Below are 23597 nucleotides of genomic sequence, written 5' to 3' on the forward strand. Positions count from 1 at the left end.
TTTGCATAGCATGACCGAAAAGTGGTGAAAAAAATGAACGTGTTTTTCTACCACAAAGCTGACTTTCAGCGGCCAATTTGTGTTAACCCAAATCCGACATTCTTTTGCTCATTTTCGCCGGATGACGCGCCCGGCTAAAAAAATTGCCAGAAAACGGGGCGGCAACGTTTGCCGCCCCGTTCCCGCTTTAATTCGTCTTCAAAACGGTTACGGTTTTGACCTGAGCCATCATCCGAACCTGCAACACCAGAAGACCCGCTGACTGACCCACTACCGACAGCCGCTGATACGCCACCACGCCCGCCCGGCTGATGTGCTGCTCAGCAACGATCCGACCCTGCAAATCCGTCACCTGCACCGTCAGCGGCTGGCCCTCCGCCCCCCGAATCTCCATATCCAGGTAATCATGGATCGGATTGCCCAAAACCGCCACCTCCAAAACCGGTTTCTGTTCCGCCGACAACCGGGCCGGGGCACACTGATAGGTCTTCGGCGAGCCTTTCAGCACAAAGCTGGAGCCCAGCACCCGGGCCAGCACCGATGTGCCGTTGGTCACACTGGACGGGGGCGTAAAGTTGTAGGCATGGGCACCGTTGCCCTTGCCCGCATCCTTCAGATCCTGCCGGTAGATGTTGGCCAGCGTACTGCCCAATACCGTGATCACTCCCGGACTGCTTTCGGTGTAAAACTCCACTGTCAACGGCGTGTTCGGTTTATTACGATCCCACACCCAGCCCCGGATGCCGCCACAATCCAATTTGTCCAGATACCCCTCGAAACTGCCCGTCACCGTCGTCGTCTCGGCCGGGTTGACCGTCAACTGAAAACTCACGCTGTTGCTGGCTCCCAGCGGGTCAGTGGCCTGGTAGGTTAGTACGAACGTACCCGATTCAGTAGGCGTCCCGCTGATGATGCGGCTGGGCATCTCCAGGCTCAACCCCGCTGGCAAACCGCTTAGATTATAGCTCAGGGAACCGCCTTCGGGGTCCGTGAAAGCCACCAGGGTACCCGAGAAAGGCACGCCCACCTGGGCCACCAGCGGAGCAATCAACACCGTCGGCGTTGGGGGTTGGGGCGGTTTATTGCCACCCGGGCTGGTATTGGGTTCACAAATCAACACCTTTGGCGAATCTTTCAGAACGAAATTATTGCCCGTTACGCGGGCCGAGAGACTGTGGGGCAAACCGTCTTTCAACGCATCGGGAATGGGCCAGAAGAACGCATGACGCCCGTTGCCTTTGCCCGCATTGAGCAGATCCTGCCGGAATTCACCCGCCGGAATGGTCGCAATGACCGTAGTCCCGTCCAGAATATCGATGGTGATGACGGTATTGGGTTTGTTGCGGTCCCAGACCCAGCCCCGGAAGGTGGCGCAGTCGGCCCCGTAGATAAACCCGTCGAACGAACCGGTAACAGCGGGAGCCGCTACGACGACCGTTACGCTGGCGGGATCACCGACACAGTCATTTACGGTACAGGTGGCCTCATAGATAAATGTACCGGGTGATGCCGTCGTAACGGTAATGGACCCGGTTCCGGTCGCCCCCCCTGGCCCGGTCCAGGTGAGCGTACCCGCACAATTGTCGGCGATCAGCGTTACCGGGGGCGCCCCCTGCGTAACGGTGGTGCTGGTTAAGTTGGGAGCCGATGGCGATACGATATTGCTGCTAACCTGGACACTGGCCGAGGCCGTACAGCTGTTGCCCGCCGTCAGGGTGACCGAATACATCCCCGCCGAACTCACCGAAATATTCTCCGTGGTGGCTCCTGTCGACCACAATACCGTTCCGTTGCCTTCGGCTGATAAGCTTACTGTTGGACTCGCACACGTAAGCGTGGCCGAAACCGGACTAATGCTGACGGAAGCCGCTGTCACATCCTGGCTAACCGTCGTTGTCGTGGTACTGAGACAGCCGCTGGCATTGGCTACCGTGACCGAATAGGTACCTGGACTACTGACCAACACCGTGTTTGTTTCACCGGGTGTACCCACGACGCCACTGCCATTGGAAAAGGTGTAGCTGGTGCCGCCCGAAGCGGTGAGGGTTACCGAGGTTCGTCCGCAGGTTAAAGGTCCGTTGTTGACCAAACCGGCCACAGGCAGCGCATTGACCGTCAGGTATTGAGTGGCGGTGGCCAGCATTCCGTTGTTGATCACTTCCAGCTTGAAGGTTTGCCCCGATCCGGGAGCCGATATGGTCTGGCTAAAGTTCGGGTTGCTGCTGGTGCCGGTATACAGCATGTCTTCGTTGGAGAGGGAGGTAAGCGTATAGGAATAGCTGCCGGTTAGGTTGGCAATGGTGGCGGTAAACGTCACCGGGCTACCCACGCAAACCGCAGTGAGACTGGGCGCAAAACCGCTGATGAAAGGCGCGGCTTGCCCGACTGTTACGATATACGCCGAACCCAGGCCCGAACAGCCATTGCTGCCCGTGGCCCGAACCGTGATGGTAAAGCTGCCGCTCTCGGTGGGTGTTCCCGATAAAACCCCGGTGGTTGCCAAACTGAGTCCGTCGGGCAAGGTGCCACTCGCCACCGAATAACTGTAGGGTGATGTGCCGCCCGAGGCCGTGAAGGTCTGACTGAAAACCGTACCCACTGTGGCTGTCGTCACCGCCGGATTGCTCACGGTTGGGGCCGAGGGAACCGGGTTGATGGTAAAACCCCGGTTCAGGGTGCACGTGGGGTTGTCTGACGACCGGATTCGAATGACGTAATACTGCCCCGGATCCAATCCACCGAAGACGCCACTGGTTTGCCAGTCGGTACCGTCGCGGGAATACTCAATGGTGCCACTGCCCGTCGCCGTTATGCTGATTGTTCCCGTTGGGATGGCACAGGTGGGCTGGGTAAGGAGATGGTTGGTATACGTCGGGGGAGCGATCACCGTCAGCGCAGCGGTGGCGGTCACGACCGGACAGCCGCCACTGGCGGGAACGGTGTACGTAATGGTATAACTGCCCGCGGGGCTGCTGCTGGGCGTCACGATGCCCGAACTGCTATTGATTGAAAGACTCGACGGACTGCTGCTGTAGGTCCCGCCGTTGCTCCCCATACCCGAGCGCGTAATCAGACCCAGCTCACTGGAATTGTTGCAAAATACCGTGTTGTTATAGTGAATGGACACCGTCGGCAGGGTCGTCACCGTCAGCAATACGACCTCCGAGTTGGTTCCCCCACCCCCGTTGCTCACCACGCAGCGGTAATACCGTCCGTTCAGTTCCGAAGCCGACGAGATGGTCAGTACCGGGGTGTCGGCTCCGCTGTAGACGCCCGAATTCAAAAGGTTGGTGGGGAAGTTGAACGTGTTATCGAAGGCAATCTGCCACTGGTAGCTGGTAGCATTGCCGGCGCTGACCGAGAAACTCACCGGACTGCTGGAGCACACGGTCTGCGAAACCGGCTGGGTGCCAATGGTGGGCGTCTCCACGCCCCTGGTGACCGTCACCCGGTACGTTTTAGTTGTTAGGCCGTCCTCCGCCGTCACCCGCACCTCGATGGAATTGGCCCCCACCGTGAGCGCCAGCGGATCGGAAGCCGCGCCACTGGCTACAGAACCGTAACTCCCGCCGTTGACCCGGACCTGAATGCTCGCGTTGCTGCTTGCTGAAGTAGGCGTCACCGTCAGGCTACTGGTGGCATTGCCGACGGTAGCCGAGTAACTGGTAACACTTGGAAAAAACGCCGTCGAAAAGCTCCCGACGCTCAGGGTGAGGCTCGACAGGTCAGCACTACCCGATACCACAGACGTATTGACCGAAGCCGTGTTGTTATCCGAATTGGGGTCCGTTATACCAGACGATACCGTTGCGGTGGTCGTCAGGATGTTACCTTCCGCTCCCGGCACTGTTGCCACAACCAGCGTAAAACTGGCGGTACCTGCGGTTGGAAAACTGGCCCGACTGCAGGAAACCGTCCCGGTTGTCCCCACCGGGGGCGTCGTACAACTCCAGCCACCCGGTGCAATAAGCGAAAAGAACGTGGTGCTGGCCGAAAGCGGAATCGACAACTGCACCGTGCTGGCGGTGCTGGGTCCCAGGTTGCTGACCTGTCCGGTATAGGTAAGGTTGTTGCCCGCACCAACCGGATCGGGGCTGTCGGAAAAAGCAACCACCAGATCGGCCGAAGGCGTCAGGATATTCACATCCGTGGCACTGTTGTTATCGGTATTGGGGTCCGTTATACCGCCGGGCGTACTGACCGATGCGGTATTGGACAAACTGCCGGTTGAAGTCGAACTGGTTTCACAAACCGCCACATAGGTCACGGAACCGCCCACGGGCAAATTCACCTGCTGGCTGATGTTTCCGGTTCCGGATCCCGTCCCCGATGCTCCGCCGGTAAAGGTTGCGGTCCAGGCTACCGAGGTGATGGAGGCCGGGAAATTATCGGTCACGGTTGCCCCGGTTACCGCCAGCGGCCCGGCATTGCTGACGGTAATGGTGTAGGTGGTCGGGGTGCCGGGAGCCAGACTTGAGACGCCGTCGGTTTTGGTAATGTATAAATCGGCGGAGGGGGCGTCTCCTACGATCAGTACATACGCCGAACCCAGGCCCGAACACCCATTGTTGCCCGTGGCCCGAACCGTGATGGTAAAGCTGCCGCTCTCGGTGGGTGTTCCCGATAAAACCCCGGTGGTTGCCAAACTGAGTCCGTTGGGCAAGGTGCCACTCGCCACCGAGTAACTGTAGGGTGATGTGCCGCCCGAGGCCGTAAAGTTCCGGCTGAAAGCCGTACCCACTGTCGCCGTTGTCACGTCGGGATTACTCACCGTGGGTCCTGAAGGAACCGTATTGATCGTGAAGCCCAGGTTCCGTGTACACGTGGGGTTGTCCGACGATCGCACCCGAATGACGTACGAATTGGGCTCAAGCCCGCTGAACAAGCCCGTTGTCTGCCAGTCGGTACCGTTTCGCGAATACTCAATGGTGCCGCTGCCCGTGGCCGTTACACTGATTGTTCCCGTCGGGATGGCACAGGTGGGCTGGGTAATCGTGTTACCCGTCGTCGTAGGCGGGGCCGTTATTGTCAAAGTGGTCGTGGCCGTCACCACCGGACATCCCCCGTTGGCCGGTACAGTGTAGGTCACCGTGTAACTTCCCGGTGTACTGCTTGCGGTCGTTACGCTGCCTGAACTGCTGCTGAGCGACAAACTCGAGGGACTGCTGCTGTAGGTTCCACCGTTGTTGTTGAACCCCGAGCGCGTCACCAACCCCTGCGTGCCACCGGTGGTACACAAGAGCGGATTGATGTAGGAAATAGTGACCGTCGGAAGCGTCGTTACCGTGATGGAAGCGCCATTTGAGTTCACCGGACCTCCGGCGTTGCTCACCACGCAGCGGAAGAAGTAGCCCGTCAGTCCCGAAACCGACGAGATGGTCAGCACCGGCGTGTCGGTACCACTGTAGACACCCGAATTGGAGAGGTTGGAAGGAAAGTTGAAGGTATTGTCGGCAGAGCGCTGCCACAGATAGCTGGTCGCATTGGTGGCAGCTACCGAGAAACTAGCCGGACTGGTGCTGCAAACCGTCTGCGAAACCGGCCCGGTAGTGATCACGGCAACCGGAATGTCCGTTACATCCAGAATATACGGTGCGCCGACGCCTGAGCAGCCATCGTTGCCCGTGGCCCGAACCGTGATCGTGAAGCTGCCCCCCTCCGTGGGCGTTCCTGATAAAACGCCCGTTGTAGCCAAACTGAGTCCGTTGGGCAAAGTGCCGCTGGCCACCGAATAACTATAGAGTCCGGTACCGCCCGAAGCCGTGAAGTTCCGGCTCAAACCCGAGCCCGTTGTCGCTGTCGTTACGGTCGGATTGCTCACCGTAACGACAGCAGCCGCATTCACCATGAACGTGATGTTTCGGGTACAGGTGAGGTTGTCCGACGAGCGCGCGCGAATCGTGTAACTACCCGGATTCAATCCACTGAAGGTTCCGCTGGATTGCCAGTCGGTCCCGTTGCGCGAATACTCGATGGTGCCGCTGCCCGTCGCCGTTACACTAATCGTACCCGTCGGGGTAGAACAGGTAGGCTGGGTAACCGCATTGCCCGTAACGGTGGGCGGGGCCGTTATTGTCAGCGTAGTCGTGGCGGTCACCACCGGACAGCCTCCCCGCGCCGGTACAGTGTAGGTAACCGTGTAACTACCCGGCGTACTGCTCCCGGGCATTACTGCGCCGAAATCGCTGGTGAGCGAGAGACTGGAGGGACTGCTGCTGTAGACTCCTCCGTTACTGTTATTGCCCGAACGCGACACACCCTGCTGACTACCGTTGGTACATAACAACGAATTGGTATAGGAAATCGTAGCCGTAGGTAAGGTCGTCACGGTCAGCAACACCCCTTCCGAATTGGTGGATTCACCGCCGTTGGTCACCACACAGCGGAAGTAGGCCCCATTTAAATTCGAAACCGAGGAGATCGTCAGCACCGGGGTGTCAGCACCACTGTAAACACCGGTATTGCCCAGATTCGAAGGGAAGTTGAAGGTATTGTCGTAGGACACTTGCCATCGATAACTCGTCGCATTGGTGGCAGCTACCGAGAAACTGGCCGGACTGGTGCTGCAAACCGTCTGCGAAACCGGCTGGGTAGTAATGCCCGGAAGAGCGACAGTAGGAGTCAGGTTATCGCTTTTGTTGGAGAAGATAAAAGTTCCGGCCTGAACCGATGTTTGGCCAAGCAGTCCAATTGCCGTAGTAAGCAACCATAGAAAGCGTAAAGATTTAGTTCTCATAGTCGTATTGTAAAAGAGGGCAGGGATGTGCTTCGTTTCAACATGCAAAGCTGACATCATATGACCCATTCCCGTTAACCCAAATCCGACAATTCTTAGCTCATTTTTACCAAATCATCCGGTAAGGCATAAAAAAAGCCCCTGGCGGGGCGGGAGAAGTTCTAACGAAGCAGATCCAATCAGATTTGGGTATACGCGGAAGGCAACACGCCGTATTTGTCCTGAAACACTTTCGTAAAATACGACAGACTTTCGAAGCCTACCCGATAGGCCACTTCCGACACCGTGGCATTGCCCAGTCGCAGTAGTTCAGCCGCGTGATCCAGTCGCTGATTGCGAATAAACTCCACGGCGGTTTGGTCGGTCAGGGCTTTCAGTTTGCGCACCAGTTGCCGCTGGCTCAGGTTTAGTTCTTCGCTGAGTTGCTCCACACTGAAATCACTTTCGGCCAGGTGTTGCCCGATAATTGCTTTCGCTTTTAGCAAAAAAGCTTCTTCCTTCGTTTTTCCCGGTTCATCGACTGGCAGAGCCACCTGAATTCCGCCCCTGAAATAGGTTCGTAACCGGGTTTGTTTCTCCAATAAATTCCGCACCCGAACCACTATTTCAGCCTGATTGAAGGGCTTGGTCAGATAGGCATCGGCCCCGATTTCAAAGCCTTCGATGCGGTCTTCGACGGTGGCGCGGGCCGTCAGCATTACCACCGGAATGTGGCTGGTGGCTTCCTGGGTTTTCAACGCCCGGCAAAACCCGAACCCATCGAGCCGGGGCATCATCAGGTCGCAAATGACGAGATTCGGCAGCAGGGCTGTGGCTTTTTCCAGCCCTTCCTGCCCGTCGGTGGCTTCGACAATCTGGTAGTCGGTTTCAAAAATGCTCCGTACATACAACCGGATGTCGACGTTATCATCGACGATGAGCAAAATATTCTCCGGACGGGCCGATTGCAAAACCGGATGGGCCGCCCCCTGAAGCCGGGGCAAAGCGACATCGGCTTCCAGCGCTTTCCTGACCAGGGGCAAGGTCACGATAAACGTTGTCCCGATGCCTTCCGTACTGGTGGCGGTGATGGTTCCGTTCAGGACGCGGATCAGTTCGCTGACCAGTGCCAGCCCGATGCCGGTGCCTTCGTAGGTCCGGATGGATGGGTGATCGACCTGATAAAACCGTTCGAAGATGCGCCCCAGATGCACCGGAGCAATCCCGATACCGGTGTCTTCGACCGTGACCGTCACTTCCTCTTTTCCGGACAGACCCGAATAATTCACCGCCATGCGCACCGCCTTCCCGGACGGCGTAAATTTAAAGGCATTCGACAGCAGGTTGGCAACAATTTTTTCGAGTTTGTCCTGGTCAAAATCCGCCCAAAAAGTCGACTCGTTTTGGACAAAACTAAACGCCAGCTTCTGACTCTCCGCCAGTGACCTGAACGAACTGGCCAGCATCCGAAAAAAAGCGGCCATGTCGCCGGTGCGCAGTTCGGGGCTGAGTTGTCCCGCTTCGATTTTGCTCAGGTCCAGCAACTGGTTGATCAGGCTGAGCAGCCGGGTGGCGTTTCGTTGAATGAGCGGAAACCGGATGTCATGGGCGTATTCCTGAACCAGTTGTTCGATGGGTCCCAGAATCAGCGTCAGGGGCGTCCGGAATTCGTGGGAAATATTCGTAAAAAGCCGGGTTTTAAGCGCGTCCAGTTCGGCCAGTCGACTGGCTTCTTTCTGTTCAAAAATAACCTGTTGCCGAAGGACCAATCGCTGAATCTGAAACCGGTACAACTGCCACCCAATCAGGGCCAGCACCAACAGATAAAGGGAATAGGCCCACCAGGTGCGATAGAACGGCGGATGAATCCGAATCTGGAGTTCGACGGGTTTGCTCCAAACCTCGCCGTCGGCCGACCCCATCATCTCAAACCGGTAGCTGCCGTCGGGCAGATGGGCGTAATTGGCAAAGCGATTGGTACCGGCCTCCACCCAGTCCCGGTCAATGCCGTGCAGGCGATACCGGTAGCGGTTTTTGCCCGGATTGATGTAATCCATCACCCCGAATTCGAGCGTAACCAGGTTCTGATCATGCGCCAGTTCGAGCGTTGGTGTCTGTTCGATGGCCTGCGACAGCATACCGCCGGGGCTTCCTACCTCAACGGTTTCGTTGTTGATTTTCAGTCCGATGATGTTCACCAGCGGTTTGTCCGAACTCGTCGTACCAACTTCTTCCGTCCGAAAGGTTGTCAGCCCATTGATGCCCCCGAAGAGGAGTTCGCCGGATGCGGTTTTAAAATAGGAACTGGTATTGAATTCATCGTCCTGCAAGCCGTCGGCTTTGGTATAGTTGCGAAACTGGTAGGTTTTCGGATTGAACTGGGACAGGCCCCGGTTGGTACTCAGCCAGAGGTTTTTAGAGCTATCGGTCAGAATACCGTACACTACTTTGTTGGGCAAGCCCCGGGCTTCGGTAAAATGCACGAACAACCCGGTCTGTTTGTCCAGCCGCTCCAGCCCCCCGCCCTTGGTGCCAACCCAGAGGTACCGTTCCGGTTCATTGGGATCGTCGATCACACTCGATACGAAATCGTTACTCAGGCTCTGCCGTTCGGTTTTGCTGTTCTTATAGATCGAAAAAACCGGTTTCGTTTGGGCGTTCATCACTTTGATGAGTCCTTTCTGCGTACCGATCCACAACGTGCCACTCCCATCAATATACAAGGCATACGTCTCGATGTCGGAACCGCTTTGAGGCATCAGGGACTGGTAGCTAAACACCTCGAACCGCTCGGATTTCGGGTTAAACCGGAGCAAATTCCCATTGGTCGCACCAATCCAGAGATGACCGGCCTGGTCTTCAATGGTGTGGTTACCAAAAAAACCGAAGGCGGTATTGGCCGGCAACGGGTATTTTTTGAGGAGTTGCCAGTCCGATGAGAACTTGAACAAGTGTTTTTCGTGGGTTTCGAAATGGACATTGGAAATCCAGTAGGTACCCGCCCGGTCCTGCATCAGATACCGTTGCCGCCGGTCGGCTTCGGGCAGGTTTTGATCCAGAAACGGCAGGAGCCGGTTGTGGGTCCGGTCGAGTTCCCAATAGGAAAACTCAAACCGCACGTAGGTACGACCCTGCCGGTCGACATACAGATTGGAGAGGGTGGTATTGGGTAAATACGAATGAAATTGTTTGATTTTGGGGTTGAATTTTCGCAAACCGTAGCCGCTGGTTCCGAACCAGAACGTTCCGGTTCGGTCTTTTAAAACACTCGTAATGCTGTAGACGTTGGGCGGAAAAGTCACGAAGGCCTTTTGGACGGTCAAACTGTCCTGCCGGAAAAGCTCAGCGGGCGACATCAGCCACATATGGTCGGCGGTGGCGATGGCGATGGTCTGCGCATCCATCGCGTATAGCTGCACCCCGAAATATTTTTTTTTGGGCAACGCAATGGTTTTCAATTGCCCTTTGAACCAGCCTTTGATGTGATCACTGGTCGAAGCAAACCGAAAGCCCTGGCGGGTGTCTTCATACACCGAATGCAAATCCAGTACGTCTCCACCAAACAGACTCAGTTTGGTGGCCTGCGAAGGATTTCGCCAGTTAAAAGAAAAAACGCCATAAGCTGCGCCCAGCAACCCCTGTCCGTCCGGTCGAAAATTGAAATAGAGGGATGACGCATTGATCTTTTTCTCCTTTATTGCAATGGGCTGAATCCGGACGTATTGTGTCAGATCAGCCTGATCCGGTAATTGATCCCGGAGCGACGCCGGCAAACTGATTTTGAAGATCTTATTGGTATATGTCCCCACCCAAATGTTGCCTTCGGGGTCTTCGGCCAGGGTGCGAACCTCGTAATTTCCCGCATTCGAACTCGTCTGGTCACTGATGTTGATGTGGTAAAACCGCTGCGTCCGGTCGTCGAACAAATTCAGACCCTCGTTAAAGGTGCCCACCCAAAGCCGCTGGCGGCTGTCGATCAGCAAGGCTGAGCAATTATCACCCGAAAGACTGAAATCGTTGTAAGGATCGTGCGTAAAAACCTTGAAGTTGTGGCCGTCGTAGCGATTCAGACCGTCTTTGGTAGCCACCCAGATGAATCCTTTCCGGTCCTGCTCGATGTCGAAAATCATGCTCTGCGACAGGCCGTCGGAAATCGTAATCTCCTGCCAGCCTTTCGGCTGGGCAAAAAGGGCCATCGGGAAAAGAATGAAAAAGATCAGGAAACGCATTCGAAACTGATTTTGTCACTAGTAATACGCAAAACCATGCCAAAAAGACTTCCAAAATGCAAAGTTATGTCGAAACAACGCTATTTTATGAGTAAAAATCCAGGCAATCGTCGATTTTTGTGTCAAACGAAGTCTCTACAAATATATGGAAATTACCTACCGTTTGGCCACCGAATCTGACCTGATTGAGATTGTAAAAATGCTCTCCGATGACAAGCTGGGCACCTCGACTACGCCATTGAACGCGCCCGCTCCAAAGGGGCGCACGTGGTTCAATTAACCACCGACAAAAAACGCCCGGATGCGATCCGGTTTTACGAATCACTCGGTTTTGTCGACTCCCACGAAGGTATGAAATTACAGTTGAGATAGATCATGGAGCTAAAAGACGGTATCCCAACATTCTATGCCCCCAGCCAGCGCGACTGGCGAACCTGGCTGGAACAAAACCACGCCACCGAAAAATCGGTTTGGCTCATCATCTTCAAAAAGGAAACCGGTAAGCCGAGCGTGTATTATTCGGAAGCCGTGGACGAAGCCCTGTGTTTTGGCTGGATCGACAGCAAAGCCAATACGCGGGACGCCGAGAGTTACTACCAGTTTTTTGCCCGACGCAGCCCGAAAAGCAACTGGAGCCGGGTAAACAAAGAAAAAGTCGAACGGCTGAACGCGCAAAACCGGATCGCCGAAGCGGGTTTGAAGGCCATCGAACTCGCCAAACAAAACGGTACCTGGACCGCCCTGGACGACGTTGAGAACCTCACCATTCCCGAAGACCTGCAAGCCGCCTTTGAAAAAAACAATCCCGCGTTCGAGAACTGGAACAAGTTTGCCCGTTCTGCCAAACGCGGGATTTTAGAATGGATTCTAAACGCAAAAAAAATGGAAACCCGGCAAAAAAGAATCGACGAAACCGTTCGACTGGCCGCTGACAACCTCAAAGCCAATTTTCCGAAACCAAAATAGCAAATTGCTTAGATCGGTGGTTCCCAGCCTTTTTCGTACTCCCGGCTCCAGAGTTTCATGGCTTCCTTGTCGCGGATGTGGCCGTTTTTCGAGTCGATCTCCAACGCCTTGTTGGTCCGGAAGGAAATGTTGGCCAAATGGCAAAGCAGCGTGCTCTTGGCACCATCGTCGATGGTCGAATTCTGTTTTTCTTTCCCGCGAATGGCGTTGAAAAAGTTCACGACGTGCCGGGTCGACATGTCACCGCCACCGCCCAGTGCTGTTCCGGCTTCCGAACCCTTCGATTTGCTGTCTTTCACCATCTTGCCCTCGCGGTTGTAAAGCCGGTAGCCGTCGCGGTCGACGTACACACTGCCGTTGCTGCCGTAAATGACGGTGCCCCGGTCGCTGCCGTAGGTTTTATACCCATTCCGGCTTTTGCCGTCCCACTTGATGATCTTATTGCCTGGAAACCGGAAGGTGGCATCCATCGTGTCGTACATCGTCCAGCCGTCGTCCAGAAAATGCCGTTTGGCGGCTTCAACCGCTACGTGTTCCGGAAATTCTACCTGCAACGCCCAGCGGGCTACGTCCAGTTCGTGCGTCGCGTTGTTGCCGCTTTCGGCGGTTCCGTAGTGCCAGCCATACCAGTGCCAGTTGTAATCCCAGGTGTCGTGCGTATACGGCCGGCGCGGGGCCGGGCCCTGAAACAGATCCCAGTCCAGCCCGGTCGGAACGGGGGCCGCCTTCGGCAGCGGTACTTCGCCCCGGTTGGCGGTATAAAACGCAACGGCTTTGAAAGGGGTACCGATGGCGCCGTTGTGAATCTGGCTGATCACGTCGATCGACTCCAGCGCCGAGCGTTGCTGGTTGCCCATTTGAATGATCTTGCCGTATTTTTTCTGGATTTCGACCAGAATTTCACCTTCCCGGGGGTTTTGGCTACACGGTTTTTCGACGTACACGTGTTTGCCCGCCAGAACAGCCAGCCAGGTACCCGGTGCGTGCCAGTGGTCGGGCGTCGCGTTGATGAGCACGTCCACATTTTTGTCGGCAATCACCTTCCGGATGTCGTTTTCCAGCTTCGGTTTGTAGTCGATAAACTTCGAAAATTTCTGAAGCCCCGCTTCCCGCTGTTTTTGCATGACGTCACACAAATACACCAGTTCGACATTGCTGTCTTTTTTCGAAATAGGCTCGTAATAGGCCCCCAGCCGCCGACCCAGCCCGGCAATGGCGACGTTCAGCCGCTCATTGGCCCCGATCACTTTGGCGTAACTTTTGGCCGACAGACCCGTCGCCATTCCGCCAAAGGTGATTCCGGCGGTGCTTAACGCGGCTTTTTTGATAAAATCTCTTCTGGAGTTCTCCATTGAAAACAGATTGCTTAAGATTGATGGATGCTGATACGTTGGCCAAAACCGTTGAAAACTCCAGCTATCCAGTACAGTATAAAGAAGCCAACTGGTAAAGAAAAATACTGTCTTTGCTAGTGGTTTTCACCATTCGGCTTACGCTTTTATCGACTTTAAGACCCGGACAAAATGGAAAGCTGGCAGGACATCACCCATTCCGCAACCGGGGATCGATCACCAGATCCGATTCTGCAATGATTCGAATGTCGGCAAACTGGGGATGACTGACGTGCAGGAGGTAGTTGATTCCGGCTGGTAATACCGACGAAGGAACTCCCAAAGCCAGCGTATCCGGTTTTGTCAGCCAATCCTGAAGGAGGTATTGGCTTCTGGCATAGGTGTTTTCGTTCCAATACGGCAGCAACTCCTCCGGCTTCACCATGCGCTGGCTATTTTCAGGAATTTCCAGTGTGAAGAGACGATAGGTCGGCAAGTGTTCGTAAGGTACCTGCGGCATATGAACCAGGATTTCGACCAGAGCCAGCGCAGGATGCTCGGCGGTGTAGAGGATACCGACACCGGGTGGATTCCAGCGACCGCCGTTCAGCCGGGTTCCTGCCACATCCAAAGGCCGGTCGGCGTATTTCTGGCGGACAACGCGATACACCAACGCCATACCTATCCGAAAATACCGTGATCGATCCGACCCAACACCCGATCAACCAGCGTATAGCCCGTAACCGTATCCAGGGTTTGCAGCGGAGTCTGGTTGTCCAGTTCCCGTAATGGCGTACGAAGCCAACCCAAAACCGTTGCCGTCCGCTGATCGAACGTATCCAGCGCATGGTACAGCAGATTTTCGAGTAGCAGCAACCGCTCGGAAGCGTCCTGACTGATCCGCTGGTCGGTTTTCTGACGATGCAGGTAACTGGCGGATAAACCCAAAGCCGCAGCAACCTCTTTGTCGGTCAGGCCAACAAGTTGAGCCACCCGATCGGCTTCCGACCGCAGCACCCCCTGCCGACTGCGCGCAATAATCTCCTGCTCGGTAAACGAACGCGATGGAACGAGTTGATTCCGAAAAGAACCCGGAGTGGAAGCGACGGTAGCCATACGAGTGAACTTTTTCACTAAGATAAGTATACAAGTTCACTTTGACAATTTTTCCATTTTTAATCCCTCACCACTCACCCCATCTCCCCTGAATCAAATTCAAAAAACCGTGTAACAAAATCGAAAAGTTATTTCTAAAAATAATCACAAATACCTGCAAATCAACACATTAACAGTAGTACTTAATTTGAAATAATTAGAACAATTCCCGAAAGTCCGCTCCGGTGGCTTTCGGTAGCTTTGGTTCATGATCGGCATTTAACCGGGATTTACCCTGTCAGACATGAGTCAAAAACAACGCATCTTCTTTTGGTCCATCACAGCCGCACTGGGCGGTTTTCTGTTCGGATTCGACACCGCCGTTATTTCGGGCGTCGAACAATCGCTGCAATCGTTATGGGGCCTGAGCGTATGGGAACACGGCCTGACGGTTTCGATGGCCCTGATCGGAACCGTCATTGGTGCGATGTCGGGCGGGATTCCCGCCGACCGGTTGGGCCGTAAAAAGACCCTGTTCTGGATCGCCGTTCTGTATCTGGTTTCGTCCATCGGAACGGCCCTGGCGCCCGAGTGGAATCTCTTTCTGGTGTTCCGGTTTCTGGGCGGTCTGGGGGTCGGCGCGTCATCGGTGGCGGCACCGATGTACATCACCGAAATCTCCCCGGCCAAATCCCGTGGACGGCTGGTCGCACTGTTTCAGTTCAATGTCGTGCTGGGCATTCTGATTGCCTACCTCTCCAACTACCTGCTGGCGGGGATGGGGGCCGAATCGTGGCGGTGGATGCTCGGTGTTCAGGCGTTGCCCTCGCTGATTTTCCTGATGGCGGTTCTCAATATTCCGGAAAGTCCGCGCTGGCTTTTGCTCAAGAAAGGCCGGGTGGAAGAAGCCCGCGACGTGCTGATCATGATCGATCCGGCAACGGCGGGGCAAACGCTGCTGGCGCTGGAACTGAGTGCCGCCCAGACCCAAACGAAAGCCCGGCTGTTTTCGTCAACCTACAAAACGCCGATCACGCTGGCGGTTTTGTTTGCGGTTTTCAATCAGGTTTCGGGCATCAACGCCATCATTTATTACGCCCCCCGGATTTTCGAAATGACGGGTCTCGGCAAGAGTTCAGCCCTGCTGTCGTCTGCCGGTATTGGCTTGATCAACCTCATTTTCACGCTGATTTCCCTGAACCTGATCGACCGGTTTGGCCGCCGGACGCTGATGAAAATTGGCTCGGTCGGTCTCATCCTGACACTGGGACTGGTCGCGCGCGCTTTCTACGTACAGGATTTCAGCGGCATGACAGTGCCGTTTCTGCTCTTTGGTTACATCGCTTTCTTCGGCTTTTCGCAGGGCGCGGTGATCTGGGTATTTATTTCCGAAATCTTCCCGAACGAAGTCCGCGCCAGCGGGCAGGCCCTGGGTAGCTTCACGCACTGGCTGATGGCCGCCATCATCACCTTCACGTTCCCGTATCTGGCCGAAAAACTCGGCGGAGGAAACACCTTCCTCTTTTTCACTGCCATGATGGTGCTGCAACTGCTTTTTGTCGTGCGGCTGATGCCCGAAACCAAAGGCACCAGCCTGGAGCAAATCGAAAAGACTTTCGTCGTCCATTAACAGCACCCGAATCACTCCCTCACCTTATTACGCTCTATTCCAATGACACCTCTCATTACCTGCTTCGGCGAAATTCTCTGGGATGTATTGCCCACCAGTAAACAGGCCGGTGGAGCGCCGATGAACGTCGCCGTCCACCTCCGCAATTTCGGCCTGAATGCTCAACTCATCAGCCGGGTGGGGAACGACGAACTGGGACACGAATTGCTGGAATTCGTCGCGCAGAAAGGCCTGCCGCTCGACCGCATCCAGACCGGGCAGTCGCACCTGACGGGTGTTGCCAAAGCCAACATCTCCGACTGCAACGAGGTGACCTACAAAATTGTCCAGCCCGTGGCCTGGGACTACATTCAACTGGAGCCGGGGCTGCTCAAAACCGTGCAGCAAAGCGCGTTTTTCATTTACGGCAGTCTGGCCGCCCGCAGTCCGCAAACCCACGAAACGCTGCTGGCTCTGCTGGCGGTGGCACCCCGCAAAGTCTTCGACGTCAACCTTCGCGCTCCCCATTACGAACCGGCAACCGTTCTGGAACTGCTGCAACAGGCCGACATCGCCAAACTGAACGAACACGAACTGAGCGAAATTACCGGCTGGTTCGGCGGACCGACTGACGCCAAATCGGCGATGTATGGACTTCGGGAGCGGTTTAACCTCGAAAAACTGTGCGTAACGCTCGGCGAAAAAGGAGCCTTTCTGCTGGACGAAACCGGCTTTGTCCACCAACCCGGTTTTCCGGTCGAGGTGGAAGATACCATCGGCAGTGGCGACGCTTTTCTGGCGGCTTTTCTCTACAAAACGCTGCAGGGCGAAACCGCCCAAACCACCCTCGAATTTGCCTGTGCGACCGGTGCGTACGTCGCCACCCAACGGGGTGCCACGCCCCCGGTTTCGGAAGAAATACTGGTCAAAAATGCCTTCTGGAAAGAACTGATCTAACGCTGTATTCCCTACCATCCTGATTCCTATGATTTTAAAACGTACTCCCATGAACTTAAGAAAATCGCTTTTTATCCTGACGGCCCTGTTGCTGATCGGACCGTTGGCCTGGTCCCAGCGCAAGCTCTCGGGCTCCGTCCTGGATGCCAAAAATAACGAGCCGCTGGTGGGTGCCAGCATCGTCGTTCCCGGAACGACAACCGGTACTTCGGCGGATGCGGAAGGCAAATTTTCGCTCACAATCCCGGAAAGTTCGACCTCCATTCAGGTGTCTTTCATCGGCTATCTGGCCCAGGAAGTGCCGGTCAAAGGACTTGCTACCGTGACGGTTTCGCTGGTGTCCGGCGGGCAACTCGACGAAGTGGTCGTGCTGGGCTATACCACCGCCCGAAAAGAAGATCTGACCGGGGCCATCGCCGTTATCGAGGTAGCGGCCACCAAAAACACCAGTTCCGGGAATCCCATGCAGGCTTTGCAGGGCCGCGTGCCGGGTCTGTACATTGAAAAATCAGGAACGCCCTCGGGCGACGCCAGCCGGATTCTGATTCGCGGAGCCAATACACTGGGAAACAACGACCCGCTGTACATCATCGACGGGATGCCCACCAAGCGGTCGCAGGTGTTCCAGAGCCTCAACCCCACGGCCATTCAGTCGATTCAGGTGCTGAAAGATGCGTCATCGGCGTCCATCTATGGGTCGCGGGCATCGAACGGCGTCATCATTGTGACGACCAAAAACGGAGCCAATTCCGACGGCAAGCTGAACGTTCAGTTCAATTCCAGCATCTCGGCGCAAACCGAAAAACCGCAACGGTTCAAGATGCTGAACGCCGTGGATCGCGGGCGGGCGCTCTGGCAGGCGTCGGTCAACGACGGCGTCGATCCGGCTTCCGGCTACGGCGATATCTACGGTTTCGACTGGAACAAAAACTTCCAGAATCCGGTCCTGAACAGCGTAACCGTCAAACCGTTCGTGGGGGGTGACCAGAATGTCCCGGCGGGTGATACAGACTGGCAAAAAGAGATGTACAAAACGGGTTATGTCACCAACAACGACCTGACGATTACGGGCGGAACCAAAACCTCCTCGATTCTGGTCAATGTAAGCTATCTGAATAATTCGGGGATGCTGCGTTACACGGGGTATGACCGGCTGACGGGCCGCATCAACGGGCTGACCAGTAAATTCGACGGCCGGTTCAAATTCGGGGTGAATCTGCAAATGACCAGTTCCCGCGAAACACCCATTGCAACCGATCTCGGCGGGGCACCAACCCCCGGTCTGGCCGTGACGCTGGCTCCGACAATCCCGGTGTATACCAAAACCGGTGACTATGCCGGACCCATCGGCTCGGGCTACTCCGACCGGAACAACCCGTTGTTCATGCAGTATATCAACCGCTGGGATAAGATCAACCGGACGTTTGTGTTTGGCAACGTATTCACCGAAATCGAACCCCTCGCCGGTCTGGTTTTCCGGTCGTCACTGGGGATGGACAATGCGGGGTATTCCAACAAAAACATCGAGCAATCGTTCCAGAACGGTTTTATCGCCCGCTCGCTCAACAGCCTCACACTCAACACCAACAAGTTTCTGAGTCTGACCTGGACCAATACCCTGCGGTACAATTTCGCGCTCGGCGACCATAATTTCAAACTGCTGGCCGGGGTTGAAGCCATCCGGGATAATCTGAACGACGTGACGTCGTACCGGGAAAACTTCGCCGTTCAATCGGAAGAGTTCTTTGTGCTGAGTGCCGCGTCGGGCAACGCCAGCAGCAACGGGACGTCGACGGGCAGCCGCCTGCTCTCGCAATTCGCCCGGATCGACTACGGTTTTTCGGATCGCTACCTGGCGGCTGTGACCCTGCGCCGGGACGGTTCTTCGCGCTTTGGTGCCGACAACCGCTACGGTTTTTTCCCGTCGGCATCGGTGGGCTGGCGGATCGACAAGGAAGCGTTCATGAGCAACGTCCGGGCCATCAGCAACCTGAAACTGCGGGCGGGTGTGGGTCGGATTGGCAACCAGGACATCGGGGATCTGGCCCGGTTTGGGTTGTTCGAACCCCGCTACGGAACCCTGGCGTCGCAGGTGCCGAATGGTCACAACGGTTTTTTTGATCAATACTGGAACGTGGGAACGGCCTACGATCTGAACGGGGCCGGTGCGGGAACCCTGCCGTCGGGTTTTGTGCAAACGCAGGGTGAAAATACGGCCCTCAAGTGGGAAACTACCAACGAACTGAACGTCGGGCTGGATTTTGCCTTCCTGAACGGAAGTCTGGCAGGATCGTTTGACTACTTCACCCGCGGAACCAAAGACATTCTGATCAAGCCGCCCGTCGCATCGGCGGTGGGCGAAGGACAGTTAAAATTTGTGAACGGCGCTACCAAAACCAACAAGGGCTTCGAACTTTCGCTGGCCTATTTTGGCAAACCCATCGGCGATTTCACCTACAGCATCTCAACAAATTTTGCCCGGTTCCGCGACAAAATAACGGTTTTACCGGAAGAAGTTCGCTCAGCTTTTGCGGGCAATGCGGTTACGACGATCATCGGGCATTCGCAACTGGATCTGTTCGGCTACCGCGCCGACGGTATTTTCCAGAATCAGGAAGAAGTGACCAGCCACGCGACGCAGGTGGGAGCCGCTCCGGGCCGAATCCGGTACCGCGATCTCAACGGCGATGATAAAATCGACGCGCTGGATCAGGAGTTTTTCGGCACCACGCTGCCCGGTCTGGAATACGGAACGCGCATCGACCTCGGTTACAAAAACTTCGATTTCTCGGTCTTTGGATCGGGTATTGCGGGCCGGACCGGTTTCGACTCCTACACATTCTACAACAACTTCATCCGCGGACGCGACAACGTCGGGCCGGGGGTTTTCAACGCCTGGAGTCCGCAGAATACCGCATCCACCATTCCGTCGCTGACGCTGTCGGATGGCAATAACGAGACGCGCACCTCGGATTATTTCAACGTCAACACCTCGTATTTCAAGATCCGGAATGTGCAGGTGGGCTACACCTTTCCCAAAGATGTGATCGGGAAAGTGGGCTTGACGAGCCTGCGCCTGTACGGAATGGTCGAGAACGTGTTCTGGCTGAAAAGCAAAACCTTCCTGGGTCCCGATCCGGAGCGGGTCGATGTCAACGCCGTCGCCGTACCGCGTACGTTCACTTTTGGTTTAAATGTGTCATTCTAACGTTTACGGTTTTCGGTATACGGTTACGGTTGGCTGATGCACGAACAAGAACGCGTCAGCCCGCCGAAAACGGTAAACCGAATACCGAAAACCGCTCAAAAGCCTTCAAATCATGAAAAATAAAGCACTTTCCCTCCTTCTGATTGCCGCCGGAACGCTACTGACTTCCGCGTGCAAGGACTTCCTGGATTATGAGCCGCAGGGCACACTTTCGTCCGACAATGTCAAGAGTGCCGCGAATGCCGATGCGCTCGTCACGGCGGCTTATGCGTCCATTGGCAACGGCGAAATGATCGGCCCCATCGCCAGCATGTGGGTCTACGGCAGCATCCGGTCCGACGATGCCTACAAAGGCGGTGGCGGGGTGGCCGATCTGGAAGACATCAACTTCTACGAGCAGCACAACCTGACACAGCCCCAGCAGGGGGGCGGTTTGTATCACCCGTATACCTGGGAGAATTATTACAAGGCCATTTCCCGCGCCAACGTGGCCCTGCGTTCCATCACGGCCCTGACCGATGCGAGCTTTCCGGAGCGGAAAACCCGCCTGGCAGAGTTGCGGTTTTTGCGGGGACACGCGCATTTCATGCTGAAAATGCTGTTCAAGAACATTCCGTACATCGATGAAACGCTGTCGAACGAACAAATTCTGACCATTTCGAATCGCGCCATGACCAATGACCAGTTGTGGGATAAAATTGCGACGGACTTTCAGGCTGCGGTGGATAATCTGCCCGAAAAACAGACGCAGGTGGGCCGCGCCAACAAACTGTCGGCGGCTGCGTATCTGGCCAAACTGCGGTTGTATCAGGCTTATGAACAGGACGATAACAACAAGGTGGTCAATATCAACAAAACCAAATTGCAGGAAGTGGTAAAGCTGACTGATCTGGTGATCAACTCGGGCCAGTATAACCTGCAACCCGATTTTGCGGAAAACTTCCTGCCGGAATTCGACAACGGTGTCGAGTCGGTTTTTGCGGTTCAGTATTCAATCAACGACGGAACGACGGTGGGGCGTCTCAACTTTGAAACCGGCCTGAACTACCCCCACGGCGCTCCGCAATACGGCTGCTGCGGTTTTCACCAGCCCAGCCAGAACCTCGCCAACGCCTTCGGAACCGACGCCAACGGATTGCCCAAACTCGATACGTTCAATGATGCGGTCATCGATTTCAAAACCGCCACCGTCGACCCGCGCGTGGACCACACCATCGGCATCGACGGCCATCCGTACAAGTACAATCCGGCCATTCTCTTCAGCAACAGTTGGGTGCGCGATCCGGGTGTCTACGGTTTTTTCCAGAGCATGAAAGAGCAACAGGCCGCGACCAGTTCGACCTATAAAAAGCAGGGGCCGTTTATCGGTACATCGAAAAACATCGACATCATCCGGTATGCCGACGTGTTGCTCTGGCAGGCCGAAGCCTACATCGAACTGGGGCAACCGGCGCTGGCCTTACCGCTGATCAACAAAATCCGGGCGCGGGCAGCCGCCAGCACCGGGCGCACGAAGAAAGCGGACGGCACCAACCCGTCCAACTACCTGATCAAACCGTATGCGGCCACGAACTGGACACAGGCGTATGCCCGGAAAGCCCTGCAATTTGAACGGCGGCTGGAGTTTGCCACCGAAAGTCCGCGCTTCTTCGACCTCGTTCGCTGGGGCATTGCCGAGCCGACGCTGAATGCCTACATTGCCAAAGAAAAAACCCGGCGGTCGTTTCTGAGCGGAGCCAAGTTCACGGCAGGTCGCGACGAATACCTGCCGATTCCGCAGCGCGAAATCAATTTTACGAAGGGTCTGTATAAGCAGAACCCCGGATTTTAACCGAGTGCTATACCTATGTGAAAGGTGGATGACGGCCGGGATTCGGTTTTGCTTCGGCAACCCCTTCCGGCCCCATCTGCCGCCCGATGCATCCTATTTTGTACATTGACAAATCCTATCCGTATGCATAACTTGCTCGCTTTCGTTGGTATGTTGCTCCTGAGCAACTCCTTTTCCTTTAGCCAGATGAATCAACCCGTCGTTGCGGCAAGTCCGGAACCCCATCGTCCGCAGTATCATTTTTCGCCCAAGGCGCACTGGATGAACGATCCCAACGGAATGGTGTATTTCAACGGGACCTATCACCTGTTTTTTCAGTATTACCCCGACGGCACCACCTGGGGGCCGATGCACTGGGGTCACGCGACCAGCAAGGATCTGGTGCGGTGGCAGGAACAGCCGATTGCACTTTTCCCGGATAGTCTGGGGTATATTTTTTCGGGCAGTGCGGTGGTCGATGTGAACAACACGACCGGTTTTGGCAAAAACGGACAGACGCCCCTGGTTGCCATTTTTACGCACCACAACCCGGTTCTGGAAAAACAGAAGACGGGCAAACACGAATACCAGAGCCTGGCCTACAGCCTCGACGAAGGCAAAACCTGGACCAAATACGCCGGAAACCCGGTGTTGCCCAATCCCGGCATTTCCGATTTCCGCGATCCGAAAGTGCGCTGGTATGAACCGCAGAAGAAGTGGATCATGACGCTGGCGACCAAAGACCGGATCACGTTTTATTCCTCCCCCGACCTGAAAAACTGGACCCGGGAAAGCGAGTTTGGCAGCACCGTCGGTGCGCACGGCGGTGTCTGGGAATGCCCGGATCTGTTCCCGCTGACCCACAACGGCAAAACCGTCTGGACGTTGCTGGTGAGCATCAACCCCGGCGGCCCCAATGGCGGCTCGGCCACCCAGTATTTCGTGGGCGATTTCGACGGAAAAACCTTCAAACCGTATTCCACCGCAACGAAGTGGCTGGATTACGGAACCGATAATTACGCCGGGGTGACGTTTGCCAATACCGGCAATCGCGTGGTTCTCATGGGTTGGATGAGCAACTGGCAGTATGCCAACGTCGTGCCGACCACTGCCTGGCGCAGTGCTACCACGGTGCCGCGTGAACTGGGCCTGAAAGAAGTGAACAAGGACTTATTTCTGACGTCGGTACCGGTGGAAGAACTCGGCGCCCTGAATCAGGAAACCGTATTGGTCAACGACCTGACGGTAAAAGACCGGTATGAGCTGACGGCCAAAACCCGGAATGAATCGGGCCTGTTCAGGCTGGAACTCACCACCAAAACCGCCGGCGATTTTGCCCTTGTGCTGGCCAATGAACAGGGGAATGAGGTGGTGATCGGGTATGATAAAACCGCGAATGTGTACTACATTGACCGGAGCAAAGCGGGAAAAACCGGTTTTGAAAAAGGCTTTGGCAAGCGGCATACGGCTCCGCGTTTGTCGGTCGATCCGCAGATTTCGCTCACGCTGCTGGTCGATGTGGCTTCGGTCGAGCTGTTTGCCGATGGCGGACTGACTGTGATGACGGACATCTTTTTCCCGGACACGGATCTGACTAAACTCGTTATCAAATCGGCATCGGGAATTGTCATTCCGACCCTGGAATACACGAAGCTGACGTCTTCGGTAAAGTAGAAA

Annotated in this window: 12 protein-coding genes; 7 read left to right on the forward strand and 5 right to left on the reverse strand. The window is 55.5% G+C overall.

What is annotated here, in order from left to right:
- Positions 1-187: 187 nt before the first annotated feature.
- Complete coding sequence (locus FH871_RS22710; protein ID WP_171062919.1) at positions 188-6736, reverse strand: putative Ig domain-containing protein; 6549 nt, start codon at positions 6734-6736, stop codon at positions 188-190.
- Between the two features lie 179 nt (positions 6737-6915).
- Positions 6916-10944, reverse strand: a complete 4029-nt coding sequence (locus tag FH871_RS22715) for a hybrid sensor histidine kinase/response regulator transcription factor (protein ID WP_138993724.1) — start codon at positions 10942-10944, stop codon at positions 6916-6918.
- Positions 10945-11211: 267 nt separating this feature from the next.
- Between FH871_RS22715 and FH871_RS33490 the strand changes: the two genes are divergently transcribed.
- Positions 11212-11316, forward strand: coding sequence for a hypothetical protein (locus FH871_RS33490; RefSeq protein WP_229317497.1), 105 nt, complete (start codon positions 11212-11214; stop codon positions 11314-11316).
- A gap of 3 nt (positions 11317-11319) precedes the next feature.
- Positions 11320-11910: a YdeI family protein gene (locus FH871_RS22725; protein WP_138993725.1), complete on the forward strand. Its 591-nt coding sequence runs from the start codon at positions 11320-11322 to the stop codon at positions 11908-11910.
- An 8-nt stretch (positions 11911-11918) separates the two neighbouring features.
- Here FH871_RS22725 and FH871_RS22730 read toward each other — a convergent pair whose 3' ends face one another.
- The 3 genes from FH871_RS22730 to FH871_RS22740 form a co-directional block, all read right to left on the reverse strand.
- Complete coding sequence (locus FH871_RS22730; protein ID WP_114406913.1) at positions 11919-13262, reverse strand: Gfo/Idh/MocA family protein; 1344 nt, start codon at positions 13260-13262, stop codon at positions 11919-11921.
- Positions 13263-13452: 190 nt separating this feature from the next.
- Positions 13453-13920: an RES family NAD+ phosphorylase gene (locus FH871_RS22735; RefSeq protein ID WP_138993726.1), complete on the reverse strand. Its 468-nt coding sequence runs from the start codon at positions 13918-13920 to the stop codon at positions 13453-13455.
- Positions 13921-13922: 2 nt separating this feature from the next.
- On the reverse strand, positions 13923-14357 hold the full coding sequence (locus tag FH871_RS22740) for an antitoxin Xre/MbcA/ParS toxin-binding domain-containing protein (protein ID WP_138993727.1): 435 nt from the start codon (positions 14355-14357) through the stop codon (positions 13923-13925).
- 283 nt (positions 14358-14640) lie between these two features.
- Between FH871_RS22740 and FH871_RS22745 the strand changes: the two genes are divergently transcribed.
- The 5 genes from FH871_RS22745 (at position 14641) to FH871_RS22765 (ending at position 23594) form a co-directional block, all read left to right on the forward strand.
- Positions 14641-15966, forward strand: coding sequence for a sugar porter family MFS transporter (locus tag FH871_RS22745; RefSeq protein ID WP_138993728.1), 1326 nt, complete (start codon positions 14641-14643; stop codon positions 15964-15966).
- Between the two features lie 42 nt (positions 15967-16008).
- Complete coding sequence (locus FH871_RS22750) at positions 16009-16902, forward strand: carbohydrate kinase family protein (protein ID WP_138993729.1); 894 nt, start codon at positions 16009-16011, stop codon at positions 16900-16902.
- Positions 16903-16951: 49 nt separating this feature from the next.
- Complete coding sequence (locus tag FH871_RS22755; RefSeq protein WP_138993730.1) at positions 16952-20110, forward strand: TonB-dependent receptor; 3159 nt, start codon at positions 16952-16954, stop codon at positions 20108-20110.
- Positions 20111-20222: 112 nt separating this feature from the next.
- A complete protein-coding gene (locus FH871_RS22760; protein ID WP_138993731.1) occupies positions 20223-21941 on the forward strand; it encodes a RagB/SusD family nutrient uptake outer membrane protein in 1719 nt (572 codons plus the stop codon).
- Positions 21942-22127: 186 nt separating this feature from the next.
- Positions 22128-23594, forward strand: a complete 1467-nt coding sequence (locus FH871_RS22765; protein ID WP_229317509.1) for a glycoside hydrolase family 32 protein — start codon at positions 22128-22130, stop codon at positions 23592-23594.
- The last annotated feature ends 3 nt before the right edge of the window (positions 23595-23597 follow it).

The organism is Larkinella sp. C7 (assembly GCF_006149005.1).
Lineage (GTDB): Bacteria > Bacteroidota > Bacteroidia > Cytophagales > Spirosomataceae > Larkinella.

Bases quoted from the DNA above. Each gene is read 5' to 3' on its own strand.
- FH871_RS22725 (WP_138993725.1), top strand. From the start codon at position 11,320: ATGGAGCTAAAAGACGGTATCCCAACATTCTATGCCCCCAGCCAGCGC.
- FH871_RS22740 (WP_138993727.1), bottom strand. From the start codon at position 14,357: ATGGCTACCGTCGCTTCCACTCCGGGTTCTTTTCGGAATCAACTCGTT.
- FH871_RS22755 (WP_138993730.1), top strand. From the start codon at position 16,952: ATGAACTTAAGAAAATCGCTTTTTATCCTGACGGCCCTGTTGCTGATC.
- FH871_RS22735 (WP_138993726.1), bottom strand. From the start codon at position 13,920: ATGGCGTTGGTGTATCGCGTTGTCCGCCAGAAATACGCCGACCGGCCT.
- FH871_RS22745 (WP_138993728.1), top strand. From the start codon at position 14,641: ATGAGTCAAAAACAACGCATCTTCTTTTGGTCCATCACAGCCGCACTG.
- FH871_RS22710 (WP_171062919.1), bottom strand. From the start codon at position 6,736: ATGAGAACTAAATCTTTACGCTTTCTATGGTTGCTTACTACGGCAATT.
- FH871_RS22760 (WP_138993731.1), top strand. From the start codon at position 20,223: ATGAAAAATAAAGCACTTTCCCTCCTTCTGATTGCCGCCGGAACGCTA.
- FH871_RS22730 (WP_114406913.1), bottom strand. From the start codon at position 13,262: ATGGAGAACTCCAGAAGAGATTTTATCAAAAAAGCCGCGTTAAGCACC.
- FH871_RS22765 (WP_229317509.1), top strand. From the start codon at position 22,128: ATGAATCAACCCGTCGTTGCGGCAAGTCCGGAACCCCATCGTCCGCAG.
- FH871_RS22715 (WP_138993724.1), bottom strand. From the start codon at position 10,944: ATGCGTTTCCTGATCTTTTTCATTCTTTTCCCGATGGCCCTTTTTGCC.
- FH871_RS22750 (WP_138993729.1), top strand. From the start codon at position 16,009: ATGACACCTCTCATTACCTGCTTCGGCGAAATTCTCTGGGATGTATTG.